Origin of the sequence: Leptothoe sp. ISB3NOV94-8A (genome assembly GCF_043421595.1) — a bacterium.
In the GTDB taxonomy this organism is placed as follows: domain Bacteria; phylum Cyanobacteriota; class Cyanobacteriia; order Phormidesmidales; family Phormidesmidaceae; genus Leptothoe; species Leptothoe turfae.
The window spans coordinates 369,903-382,020 of the sequence record NZ_JAXSQW010000004.1; the positions used below are offsets into that span (position 1 = coordinate 369,903).

Consider the following 12,118-nt stretch of genomic DNA (forward strand, 5'->3'; position numbering starts at 1 on the left):
CGGTCTATCTCCGCCAACCTAAATTAGAAAGGCTCTCATGGATTATTTTCAACATTTACCCAACAGGAAATATCGGGAATAGACAGAATAAAGACCAACCCGATATACCCTGACCAAAGTCTTCAAGACGTCGTTTCAACCTGTTCATTCTATTGATTTTTTGGGAGAATTATCATGACTGATACCGTAGATCTAGTACTACAAATTACTGAGCCATCTGTTACTTTAGATTCCTACGCTACAACTGCATTAGAAAAAACTAGACTCTATTACCAAGATAAAGACGATAACCTGGCAAGTAGCGATCAGGCTAAAACCTATCTTGCCACCGAAGGGATGCTAGGTACTATCTCCGTCATAACTGAACGGTTAAATAAGTCTGGGTTAGATAATGTTTTACGATTATTGCTCTCTGAGCCAATAATCTACGCAACGCTGCTCAGGAAATCTATTTATGTTGGAGATATTACTTATTATGATAGTACAGTAAGTAGCGGTGATGGCATAGATAAAGACGATACTGAAGGTATATATAATTCGGTATTGCGCCATGTGAGCGATATCCCCAAACGATATTTTTTAGCCCGGATGATTGCCTTGGTCCTGGACGATAAGCATATTCAGGTCCAAGCCGGTGACAAACGTTGGGAGCAGTTAGAGGATTTACTCTTAGAACAGGAGCTGCCCATTACTGTTGGTAAGGTTGAGCCTGCAGTTAATGAGCTACTCTCAACCATCTATACTGAGGGAGATATTCCCCATTATGTAGAACAGTTTGTTGAAAATCTAGAAACGAAAGAGGCAAACGGAGAGAGCACAATTCTTCCCAGCTCTGTTTTTACCACCGCAATTAAGCAGGGGATGACCGATTATTTGGTCAAACTGGGTGTTCAAATTACGTCCGAAAGCGATTTTACAAATGGTGTCTACAACGAATACTTCTTCCTGGCCTATAATGAAGCGCTAAAAATCGCCAACGTTGCTGAGGATCCGATTGATACGGCCCGTATCAAAGGAGGAGAAACCACCTGGGACTTTTCCGTTGATACCTTTGAGAGTATCGAAGAGCAGGGCGTTAGTCCGGACAACATTTTAGCAGCAGGGGCCCTAGACTACATCTACTGCATTGGTGAACGGATGCATGTATTTGATGTGGCCAATGCCCTGGTACTACGCTGGGCCGGAGGCGTTCTCGATGTCCCCGATGGCACAACGGCTGCCGCCCTTTACCGCTACCATAAACTGCGCAGTGAGCGCTCCACTCCCCAAGAGCGGGCTATGCTGTATCGTCGTGTATTAAATCGAGGTGGAGGGCAGCTACTCTCCAATATGGTGGCCAATGAAGACTTTCCTCGACTGTGGCACCAGCTTATGTCTGAAGTAGCCGAGTATATCCGCAAAGCAGAGGGCAGCTACTCAGCCGAGAGTTGGGTCTCCAAGGCTCCGATTTATCAAGCTACTAAGAACCTACAGTACAACCTGAGTGAAACCATGACCGGTATGGCTCACCTGCAGGTAACTGAAGACTATGCCCATTTACAAGAGGCATTAGACATTATCAAGGCTGACTATGTACTCACATCCTATGGTGGGCGACGTGAAAGTATTTGGACAGTGGTTGAACAGGTTGCAAAAGAAGACTTGGGGATAATGGTCTCCAGCGCCCCTATTCGCACTTCTGCGGTAGAAGGGAACAAAGTCTTTCAGTGGATTTCAAACTTTAACGAAGGATCTGTTCAAGACAGTTCATTCCAAAGTTTTCTCTCGTCGGCAGAAGCCTGGATTATTGCCCAAGCCTCCATGGAGGAAGATGATGGCTCTTTTGGAAGAGACGGCGATGGTATGGATGACATGGACGGTATGGATGATGATTTTGATGATTGGGATTAGGCAGAGGAGAGAGATGTTGCGTGCAACGTCTGTACATTTGGGTTTTGTTGATAGTTTTGTTGGGCATATAGAGGCTGACGTACCATGTCACAATTAGTACACGATGATCGAATGCATAGAGCTCGACAGCGGGCACGGGAGTTGTTGCAGGAATCACCTACATTCCGCAACATGAATCGAGATGAACAGATGGCCATGTATAAAGACATGGTGCAGAATCAATACAATGATTTAGCTGAGGGCAATGGTGGTCAGTTAGCGGCGCAAAGAGGCCTATCAACTGGACTGGCAGCCAGTGATCAAATCAATGACAAGCGTCACCTGAATGAGCGAATTGGCTCGGAAACAGGTGATATGGCCTCTGACTTTATTAGTGATGTGGATTTTCCTGAATTTGTAGAAGATCTGCTGACGGGGGTTTTTGACGCCAACCTGAACGTCACTGTTACCCAGATGCAGGAATATCAGCAACTGCTGAAGTCTGCTACTAAATCCCTGAGCCACTTTGTCAAAAATGTCAGTGACGAAGATGCCTTTGGTTACCTGGCGGATAATATGGGTGACCAGTTCAGCTTTATGGAAGATGAACAGGGTGAACCCACTCTAGGGAATGCCAGTGGGCAACAGCTGGATCTTGGTGACAACCAAGTGAAAGCTAAAATCATGGATGCCAAACTGGCATTGGCAAAGGAACAACGGGCCTTATTGCGAGAGACTATTTTAATGGGTATCTCTCGACTGGTGGTCGAACGAGGTACGGTAAAAGCAGCCGTTGTTTTTGATGTCAAGGCTACTGAAAAGATTAACAAGACTGACAAGGCGGCTCAAACAACGACCACGAAGACCGGTGGTACCCATGGAGGGGGACTCTTTGGCTTTATTGGTCGACGCAGTTCCCGTGCTAGAAAGCGCAGCAAAATTAGTGTGTCTTCTGCTAAGAGTACGGCGACAACAGATTTAGCAGCCCAGATCACGGGATCGGTGGAGCTAGTATTTAAGTCAGATTACTTTAAGCTAGACAACTTTGCTTCCATGTATGGTGGCGAAGCACCACAAAACCAGGCAGGGGCTCAACCGCAACAACCAGGACAGTTGCCAGGGGGATAATCAATGGTTAGCGTCCAGACTCTCGTTTGGTTTTTGACAACATCGAGCAAACACCATGGCCCTGGCAATTTTAAGATGGCAAGACACTGATGATAATTATGCCCATTTTGATATTGATATTGGCATTACCAATCGGTACTACCGCTATCACATCGGCGATGGGGACATCTATCGGGTTAACGGTCTCAAACAGCTAGAGGGTCCAAACGTTGTGTCACCCTTGATGGGACCGTTGCCGCCGGAAAGTTTAGGTCGTAAGACCCTAGCTATTCCCAAAGAACAGTTTGGTCGCAACCATCGTCATATTCAACTCTTTAGTTTTCGTTCAGCTCAACAAGAAGGCCTCGCCCTCTCTGAGATTGTTGAGCTTCCCATTATCGGGTTGCCCCGTGAGCATCATTCTTCCCAAGGGGGTGTTCACCCTAACCCGCGTTCTTCCGTTTCCCTAAGTTTGGAGGTCCCTATGCCATCACAACCAATCGCCCAGCCGCCGGTTGAGGTGGTTGCCTTTGCGTATAAAGAAACACCCCCGCTGGATATGGCGCTGGCTATGGGAGGATTCTCCTCCTTTATTAGCAAGCTGATTCCGGCTGCCAAGAAAGTGGCCACGGCTGTTGTTACCAATCCCCAGGCCCAGACTGCCCTTAAACAGGCGGGTACCTTTCTGCAAAATCCTCAGAATCAGCAACTGCTGATGAATGCAGGCACGGCTCTGCTGTCCCCTAAGGGCGGACAAGGCCAACAGGCTTTGAATAACCAGGCCTTGATGCAACTATTGATGAATTTTCTTGCTCAAAGTGGCACGGTGGCGGGGGCATCGGCAACTGGCGCTAAACTGGCTGCGACTCAGCCTGCTATGGCGGGGGCCGCTGGCCGCTCCCATGGCAGTATAAACGGCTTTTCAACCGCCGCATCTGCTAGCGGCTATTCCCAAACACTGTTTCTGCCAGCCCTGGCAGCCTTGCTGGGAGAGGGTGGGGCGGCTGCCGGAGCGGCTGGCGGGGCGTCGTCCTTGTTAGGGTCAGCTGGCGGGGCGGCCAATCTCAGCGGGTTGATGACCTCCCTGATGCCGTTGCTACAGCAGGTGCTGACCCCAGAAACTGTACAGATGATGCTGCAAAATATATCCCCCACCAAACTGTTGGGGGCGGTCACCGACAGTGTTACCCAGGTGGCTAAGGTCAGTATGGAGGATAAAAAACAAGATCAGCAGCACATTGAGAAACTGATAGAGAATGTAGATGATACGGCTATGGAGAAGTGGGCCTATAGCTCGGCAATGGTCAATGCTCTGACCTGGTCGCCTCAGGAAATTGACTATCGACGGGTGGCTCGGGTACGGCTGGACTTTATGCAGGTCACTCCCCTAATGCTCCACGGTCGTACTCGGGTGCTCTACCATCAGGGGCATGATATTGCCTTTCCTCTTAAGTTAGATACTCCGCGACCGATTGCCAGGGGGATTCTCCAGATCCTGGTAAAAAATCCGGAAACCTTGGAAGTTTTAATTGAGAAGACATATCGGGTGGAGGATCTCACCCATGGTCCTTTGACTGTCGTGCCAACGCTGTCCCAAGAGCAGTTGGCTATGCTCGAACCCAACGAGGATTATTTGGTGATGGCGGTGCTTGCCTGGGGCGGGCGCTCCCAACGGACCAAGGGGAAAAAGCGCATGGGGACCAGTATGACCCAGATGATTACCCTGGTGCGGGACTATTGCTTTGACCGCATTGAAGGTCAGGGGGAGACGGTGGCGCTTAACGATGTGGATCGCTACCGGTCTTACTGGCACAAGTTGTGGCAGGGTCAACTGTCGAAGCAGCGACGTCAGTTGACCCTGGACTGCAAGTACTACTACTCGTTGGAACGCGATCGCACCACTCTGGCGCGCATGGAAACCCTTACCCGGATTGAGCAAACCAGCCATAGTCACCAGGAAGGCAAACTCAAGGCCGGCATGATGCTTAATCCCGAGCGGCTCAATGAGCTGCTGGGACAAATCTCTCACCATACCCCCCTCAACGATGAACAGTTAAACGCCCTATTTAATCGCGACAATATTGATTTGTTTAATGCCCTGGCCCGCAGTTCAGTCAAATTTAGGGGCCGCAGAGGTAGCACGGTGGCCCTATGGGTATATCCAGAGTTCAAACTGCAGCGTATCCTGCTCAAGCGAGTCTCAGACATTGATGAAAACGGCCATGTGACAGAGCTAAGCGAAGCGCCAGTATATTTCCCCATGCCCACGAAAGCCCACTTTATAGGCGTTAGCGATGAATAACCATACAGAACCTCCTACAAATTCTCCTAATCCCAGCCAGCCAGTCCCACCGCTGCCTGGCAGGAGTGACGTCACACCGTCAGAGATGATCGAGTTAGAAGTTACCTCTCCAGACCCTATTGTCACAGCTGCCACCAGCAGTGAACAGTTTGAAGAGCTAGATCCGCTGCTCCCCCTAGCGGACCTGATACCTACCCTGGCGGACTACGAAAAACAGCGAGTGGATCCGGACACAGGGCAGGTCTTAACGGTGGAAGAAATCAAGCTGGATATGCCCGTTGAACTGCGGATAATAGTGGATGAAGCGGGTCAGGTTACCCTCAAGGGAGCCCCGCCCACCCAGCGGACGGCCACCACCGTATTGCCAATGTTCCATCAAATGCAGATGCGCATTGTGGAGGCTCGCTATGGTCACTAAAGGAAACAAATCTTGGAATTTAGAATCCTTTCTTGACTCCTTGATCCTTGAGTTAGACAAGGCCCAAGACACATTGTCGGTCAAAGGTTTAAACCGCCGATTGACCTACATGGTGCAGGATATGAATCTAGAACTCCAGTTGTTTCCAGAGTTTGATGGTGACAACGTACGCTTTACCACGGCCAAGCCAGGGGAAAAGGGTGCGTCCAAAATCTCCTTCCAGCTCGGGTCCATTAGCGACAGCCAAATTCGAGAAGTGACTCGCCCGCCAATTCAGCATGGGGAAACGTCCATTGATGAGGTGGACATACCTGACCACGAACGTAAGGAGCTAAAAAAACTTGGTATTCAATCCACCGAAGATTTACGTCGCACCGTCGAAGATCGCAATGTGGACCTGGGTAAGGTGACCAAAAAGAAAGTGAGCTATAGCAGCCTGGCCAATCTTATTAACCAGGCCCGCCGTCAGGAGCATCCACCCAGTGTGGCCAAGGCCAGCCTTTCTAAAGCCCAGGGCGATACGGTTTTAACCTTGGAAGGTAACAACTTAGCCAGTGCCCAGTCGTTGGATCAGTTTCCGGCAGCGGTGATCAACGATCAGCCAGTGGAGATTCTTTCCGCAAATAACAAACAGCTCAAGATCAAGGTTAATCAAACTCACCTAACAGGCCACGACAATCAGCTTAAGGTAGCGTTGGATCCCTATGCCGTATTTACGATGAATTTGGAATCTTAGACGAAGCCGCCATAGGGAGCGAATTGGGGAATCGGTTAGTAGCGTTAGTGGTTAACCCACCTCGCCTTTCAGGTGCCCCTCCCGAGAGGGGATTTAAGGGAATTAAATTAGTCACCTTACGAGAATCTTGTTACTTAAACTTTGAACTTTGAATTTTCACCTTTGAACTCACCATGTCTGCTTACACGCCACTTAGCCACAATCGTCTATTAGCCCTGGAGCACCATATCCGAGGGCATCAGCCTCGGGTCAGGTCTGTACGTCAGCAACCGTTGCAGCAACCAGTGCGACGAAGACGACGGGCAAAAGAAACACAGCAGGCATCCATGAAAAAACAGGAAGCACCCCCATCTATGGACTATAAGGCACTGATGCAACGGCTAGGTGAGCCTCCTACTCCCCGATTAAAACAGCCCCAACATGCGCCAGCGTCAGTCGCCCCTAATCCAGCCCTACAAAACCCGCAACCACAGCCAACTCAGCAGTCTGCCGGAGCCTATCGTCAGCTGGCTGCCCAGCTGGGCCAACGATATCATAGCTTCCCAAAAACTCGTACACCTAATGTCGATCTTCCCACCGTTCCCACCCCCATTAATCCCAATATTGTCGAAACATTTTCGGTCACTCCCACACCAGACACCATTGCCAAAAAACAACGCCGACAAACCCTTAATTCCCTCCTAGAATCTTCTTCTGCACCTCCTTGGGCTAAGCATCCGTCAAAGCCTACCCCATCTGCTCCTCCTGCATCTCGCTCTACCCAAACCTCTAACCCACAACCAACTGCCCCCCTAACCAGCTATAAATCCCTGGCCACCACCATTCGCCAGGCCAGACTTGGTCTCTCTTCCGATCTTCCAGAGCCAGCAACTGTTGCTACTACGTTCTATCCACCTGCAACCAATGGAGCCGTTGACGAGGTTTGTACGACAGACGCTGATGCCTCATCAGTTGAGTCAACCGGCGTTATACAACAAGATGTTACAGAAGTGGAGATTGCACAGCCACCTATTGCACGGGAGCAGATAAGATTAACAGATAATTTGCAAATCGCTGACGGAGATTTGCAATTAGAGAACTATCCCAAGGTTAACCCTAACTACGAGCGGGAAGCACAATCAAATGTTCCGTCGCTTGAGAGCCAAGTCGTCAAAGTCTTCTCTGGTAGTCAAATGCAGTCATCAGAGAAGGCTATATTCTCTAAAGAGACTCCGACCAAAGATATCCCAGCTTCGGCAGCTACGATTGATGTAGTGCCAATAGTTGACACTGACGATACCAGTGTTGATAGTACACTCCCATCAACCTTTGATATAGAAGGACTACGTAACAACGTATTGCTGTTGACCTATCAGCTAGCCTGTCCGCCCCAATTGGTAAACCATATGGCACAGCTACAACGCAAACGCCATAGACGAAAACAGTCCAATAAACAGTCTACGCCAAGCGCACAAAACACAACTCAGTCCTCTCCAAAAGCATCATGACTTCATAGTCAATCTCTACTTTTTACTTGTAATTCGTTACTTTTTTCTTTCCTCTGCCTCCTATGAAAAATCGACTCCTCACGTTAGAACATAACCTCTGTAGCTCTTCTGACAAACCAAAAAAATATCGAAGAAAACGATACCATGGCCCACCTAAACAACAGTCGCACCAGGTTTACACTCAGGCACAATCCTTTGACTGGGATGAGCCCATTGAGCTGACCTATAACAGCGAGAGTAATTCCTACATAGCTAACACAGCCTATGCAGCTGCCTATGGGGACGAAGATTATGGCGAGGATGACCGTGCAGCCAATGCCTTCAGCATGGACGACGGTTATGACGAGGATGACCATGTGGCCACCACCTTTGAGTGGCGTGAGGATAAGGACGATGAGGGTGCCTACAGTGTTAGCACCTTTGGCATAGACGACGACTATGACGAGGATGACCATGCAGCCAGTTCCTTTAAGTGGAATGATAATAGAAGGACTTCAGCCTTTGAAGTCGAGTCCTTTGACTTAGAGGATGGCGAGCAAGATGATCAGCAAGGGACTATTGGGCAGTCATTTGGGCAGCCATTTTCAGTCGCTGATCTTGACGAGGATACGTTGGCAGAGGATTTGGACTTTAGCGATCTCGATACGGCATCAGAGAAGGCCCAGAGTGACCAGGCGATGAGCGATCGTGCCTTTGCTGCAGACCTTCAGGCGATTCTCAGTGGCAAGAAAACCTATGACCAAGGTCGCAGTGACAGGGTTAAGGCCAACAAAGATGCTCACCAGTTATCGACAGCTGCATCAACAGAGACAACCTCAGCATTACCCGATGACATCCGAGAAGCGGTGGCTGATCCCCACGATGTGTTTGATCAAATGTCGTCCCATATGCCCCACAATCAAATGGATGATACGCCGGTAATACCGGTGAGTAGTCAACCGGTTGAGGTTAAGGAAGATATGACTGGGTCACGAGCCCATGATGTGTTTGACCGCATGGGACATAATATGAGCCATGCAACCTCGTTTAACTTAGGCACCATTTCCCTAGAACAGCGGTTTGATGAGTTTGATCAGGAGTTACAACAGACAACAGAGAAACAAAATCAGCCCCATAAGGCACGAACTGGAAACCGCCCAATATCCTCAGATCACAGTGCGTCATTGACATTAGATGAGGCAGCGTTAGCAGCGGATCTAGCCCAGATGCAGTCGTTAAGTGAGGCAGAGGGGAGAGTTGAGATGAGTGAAAAAGAACAACAAGAGCATGAAGCTGAAATGCCTCAAGAAACTGAGACTAGAGAGTCCAATGAAGTAATAGAAAACGTGTAGGAAAAAGATCAACCACATGAAACTTTCGCTAGCCGTTAAAAACTGCTTAGCCAAAGGTTTTTTCCTGCATCATCAAACTACCTTTCGCTTGATGCACCACGACCTTCGGATGACATGATGTCCAATATCTATGGATTTTAATCAACATTGTGAAGATAATTATGGACGAAATATTGGCGGCATTTAGCTAGTATGGCGTTGCTAAGAGATTTATCTAGAGCACAACAAAGAGAGGATAGAGAAAGTCGTTCAACCAGAAAATCAAATAGATTTTATCTGAGTGAAACCTCTGATCATTTGAGCAGAAGAAGAGAAAGTACTTCGATTGATCACCATTACCTAACCACAACGAGAAGAAGCCATGAATCGGTTAATAGAACTTCAACAAGCCCTCAATGCAAGACAGTCAGTATCTGTACAATCCCAGCAGAACACACAAAAAAACAGAATAATTAGACCATATCGGTCAATTCCGATGCAACCACATCCGTCACATCACCATGCCACCTACAGCATGGGACAGGCATACCAAAGCTGGTCAGATGTGGAAAATGCAGCGAAAAAAGACAATGTGGATTATGCAAACCGTTTAGACGCCATTATCACCGATCCCGGAGTATTAAATCAGAATGACGAGGGCAATTGTGGCATCACATCAGCGATAATGGCGTTACTCCACCTTGTCAGTGTCAATAAGCAGAGTAGCTCGGAGAAAAAGGATGCAAAGAGGGAAGAGATAAACAAGCTGATCTATGCAATCCACACATATGAAAAAATCTCCCAACAGTCTATGTGGCGTTCAACGTACAAGCATATGACAGCAACCAGCCAAACTAACCCAGCCACAGCTAGTAAGTCAATTATCTGGAATAGACTTAACAAGAGGTTCGACCAATATGGAAAGCAAAAAGGCCAAAGTAATACCATAATAGACCTCAAAAATAGTTCAAATGTTGGCGACTATATCCTCATTATCTCAGTCCTTCTGTTCTTCAAAGATCATTTGAAAGCTACGGCACCGCATGAGTGGTTAGCTCTGGAAGATTTTAATACCGCCCATGAGTTTACATTACGCCCCCAGACGAAGTTAAAGAACATGCAGCAGAAAAGTGCCGGCCCTGACCCCAAGACAGGTGATTTAGCGTTAACTGTCAGAGCTCTTCGCCTACTGAGCGATTTAATGGACATTGGCACAGGATATCCACTACGAGACTATGAAGTCGCCAATATACAGGCCCCAGTTAAACTGGTCGATGAGAATAAAGTCAAAGCCAAGATCCAAAAAGAAATAAAGGGCCATGATAAAAGAACATTAAAGGAAATATACACTAATAATCTAGCTGCTGTTAGGCCCCACCCTAAGGCAGATCCGGTTCAATGGCAGTCAATCAAATTTCCCTGTTATGTTGGAGTATATTCGCCTTACCACATAACTAATAATACATACGACACCACCAAGCACTATAAATCGGCAAAGGTCAAGAACCTAATCCCATACAACTTATTGCAGCATTGGGTTTACATGCCAGACCATAAAACAGTTTGGACATGGGGCAGGAATACAAAGTTAAACGACAATAACGCAAACCCAGCAATCATAAACCTGGTACCCCAGATAGTTATACCAGTTTACCTCCGACCCTAAAACAGAACTAAGATACGTTACGACGTTCCTGTAACTGTAATAGTTAAGACTTTATCTGACACAACCTGTAAACTCACACTGAATCAGGAGTGTCACAATGAATACCCAAGACAAGATCGTCAAGAATCGCTTAGGCATCTTAAATCTAGCCAAAACCCTCGGCAACGTCTCCAAGGCATGCAAAGTGATGGGCGTATCGCGAGATTCGTTCTATCGCTATAAAGAACTCTACGAGACCGGTGGAGAAGCGGCTCTACGCGACATTGACCGTAAAAAGCCCTGCGTCAAGAACCGAGTCGACCCAGAGGTAGAAGCCGCCGTCGTTGCGTTTGCCACAGACCAACCGGCCTACGGCCAGGTGCGTGTCTCGAATGAACTGAAGAAACACGGCCTCTTTGTCTCTCCAGGCGGTGTTCGCTCTATTTGGCTACGGCATGACCTTCAAACGTTTAAGCTCCGGCTCAAAGCACTGGAAGCGAAAGCGGCTCAAGACAACCTAATCCTCACCGAAGCGCAGGTAAAAGCCCTCGAAAAGGCGAAGGAACAAAAGGAAGCCCATGGGGAAATAGAAACCCATCATCCGGGGTATCTAGGCTCTCAAGACACCTTCTATGTGGGTCACATCAAAGGCATCGGACGGATTTATCAGCAAACCTTCATTGATACCTACACTCGGGTGGCTCAGGTGAAGCTGTATGACCGTAAGAATGCGCTGGTGGCCGCTGATACGCTCAATGACCGAGTAATCCCATTCTATGAGGAACAGAGCATTCCATTACTGAGGATTTTGACGGACCGAGGCACCGAATATTGTGGCAATGTCGAACACCATGAATATCAACTCTACCTGGCCATTGAAGACATTGACCATACGCGAACGAAAGCCAGATCACCCCAAACCAATGGGATTTGTGAACGCTTTCATCGCACCATTTTGGAGGAGTTTTATCAAATTGCGTTTCGTAAAAAAGTCTATCAAAGCCTTGAAGACCTACAAAACGATGTGGATGAATGGATAGAGTATTACAATTGGGAACGACCCCATTCAGGTCGATATTGTTACGGCAAGACGCCCATACAAACCTTTCTCGATAGTGCGCATTTAGCAAACGAAAAACAATTAGATCAATACGGAGAAAAGAGTGTAAAAAATCAAACACAACCTGACAAGTCTCTAAGTGTCAGATAACCCCCTTCTGTCAGATGAAGTTTGATCTATTACA

The 12,118-nt window shown here is 47.9% G+C and carries 9 protein-coding genes; all 9 read left to right on the plus strand.

Annotated features, from left to right (window positions below):
* Nucleotides 1-174: 174 nt before the first annotated feature.
* Nucleotides 175-1,890: a hypothetical protein gene (locus SPB21_RS34815; protein ID WP_499869625.1), complete on the plus strand. Its 1,716-nt coding sequence runs from the start codon at nt 175-177 to the stop codon at nt 1,888-1,890.
* A gap of 84 nt (nt 1,891-1,974) precedes the next feature.
* On the plus strand, nt 1,975-2,997 hold the full coding sequence (locus tag SPB21_RS34820) for a hypothetical protein (RefSeq protein ID WP_163665619.1): 1,023 nt from the start codon (nt 1,975-1,977) through the stop codon (nt 2,995-2,997).
* Between the two features lie 55 nt (nt 2,998-3,052).
* The gene (locus SPB21_RS34825) at nt 3,053-5,278 is read left to right on the plus strand and encodes a hypothetical protein (RefSeq protein ID WP_499869627.1); all 2,226 of its coding nucleotides are present in this window, start codon (nt 3,053-3,055) and stop codon (nt 5,276-5,278) included.
* The gene (locus tag SPB21_RS34830) at nt 5,271-5,696 is read left to right on the plus strand and encodes a hypothetical protein (protein ID WP_499869629.1); all 426 of its coding nucleotides are present in this window, start codon (nt 5,271-5,273) and stop codon (nt 5,694-5,696) included. Before SPB21_RS34825 ends, SPB21_RS34830 begins: the two co-directional genes overlap by 8 nt.
* On the plus strand, nt 5,686-6,432 hold the full coding sequence (locus tag SPB21_RS34835; RefSeq protein WP_499869630.1) for a hypothetical protein: 747 nt from the start codon (nt 5,686-5,688) through the stop codon (nt 6,430-6,432). The genes SPB21_RS34830 and SPB21_RS34835 overlap by 11 nt, the downstream gene beginning before the upstream one ends.
* 173 nt (nt 6,433-6,605) lie before the next feature.
* The gene (locus SPB21_RS34840) at nt 6,606-7,919 is read left to right on the plus strand and encodes a hypothetical protein (RefSeq protein ID WP_499869631.1); all 1,314 of its coding nucleotides are present in this window, start codon (nt 6,606-6,608) and stop codon (nt 7,917-7,919) included.
* A gap of 62 nt (nt 7,920-7,981) precedes the next feature.
* Nucleotides 7,982-9,250 (plus strand): hypothetical protein, encoded by a 1,269-nt coding sequence (locus tag SPB21_RS34845; protein ID WP_499869632.1) that lies wholly within the window; start codon nt 7,982-7,984, stop codon nt 9,248-9,250.
* A gap of 475 nt (nt 9,251-9,725) precedes the next feature.
* Complete coding sequence (locus SPB21_RS34850; protein WP_499869633.1) at nt 9,726-10,895, plus strand: hypothetical protein; 1,170 nt, start codon at nt 9,726-9,728, stop codon at nt 10,893-10,895.
* A gap of 97 nt (nt 10,896-10,992) precedes the next feature.
* Entirely contained in the window at nt 10,993-12,084 is a 1,092-nt protein-coding gene (locus SPB21_RS34855) for an IS481 family transposase (protein WP_499866134.1), read from the plus strand.
* The last annotated feature ends 34 nt before the right edge of the window (nt 12,085-12,118 follow it).

Coding starts and splice junctions, on each gene's coding strand:
- SPB21_RS34815 (WP_499869625.1), top strand. CDS start 175: ATGACTGATACCGTAGATCTAGTACTACAAATTACTGAGCCATCTGTT.
- SPB21_RS34820 (WP_163665619.1), top strand. CDS start 1,975: ATGTCACAATTAGTACACGATGATCGAATGCATAGAGCTCGACAGCGG.
- SPB21_RS34825 (WP_499869627.1), top strand. CDS start 3,053: ATGGCCCTGGCAATTTTAAGATGGCAAGACACTGATGATAATTATGCC.
- SPB21_RS34830 (WP_499869629.1), top strand. CDS start 5,271: ATGAATAACCATACAGAACCTCCTACAAATTCTCCTAATCCCAGCCAG.
- SPB21_RS34835 (WP_499869630.1), top strand. CDS start 5,686: ATGGTCACTAAAGGAAACAAATCTTGGAATTTAGAATCCTTTCTTGAC.
- SPB21_RS34840 (WP_499869631.1), top strand. CDS start 6,606: ATGTCTGCTTACACGCCACTTAGCCACAATCGTCTATTAGCCCTGGAG.
- SPB21_RS34845 (WP_499869632.1), top strand. CDS start 7,982: ATGAAAAATCGACTCCTCACGTTAGAACATAACCTCTGTAGCTCTTCT.
- SPB21_RS34850 (WP_499869633.1), top strand. CDS start 9,726: ATGCAACCACATCCGTCACATCACCATGCCACCTACAGCATGGGACAG.
- SPB21_RS34855 (WP_499866134.1), top strand. CDS start 10,993: ATGAATACCCAAGACAAGATCGTCAAGAATCGCTTAGGCATCTTAAAT.